We start from the raw sequence: 317 nt of genomic DNA on the forward strand, positions 1-317 counted from the left end.
GAAGATTTTGAAGATATAGAAGACGCGTTAAATAGTTAAATTATTTGATTTTTATTGATTTTTAATATTAAATTACATTATAAATATAAACAAATATAAAAAAATAAAGCTTTATTATGAAATATCAATTAATTGCAAAAGAAACTACATTAAGAAATGTTCTGCGCGAATGTATAAAAAAAGAAGAATTTACAAGCATAGATATAGTGAATAGTTTAAATCTTACAAAACCAACTGTTAACGAAGCTTTGGATATTTTGAAGAACGATAATTTTATCGTAAAAGAAGATTTTAAAAAAGGAATTATAGGGAGAAAA

1 pseudogene is annotated in these 317 nt (G+C 21.5%); it reads left to right on the forward strand.

Going from position 1 to position 317, the window contains the following annotated elements:
- Positions 1 to 116: 116 nt before the first annotated feature.
- A pseudogene (locus EZH24_RS13685) lies at positions 117 to 317 on the forward strand (ROK family protein); the annotation flags it as partial.

Origin of the sequence: Brachyspira catarrhinii, assembly GCF_005518285.1 — a bacterium.
GTDB classification, from domain to species: Bacteria; Spirochaetota; Brachyspiria; order Brachyspirales; family Brachyspiraceae; genus Brachyspira; species Brachyspira catarrhinii.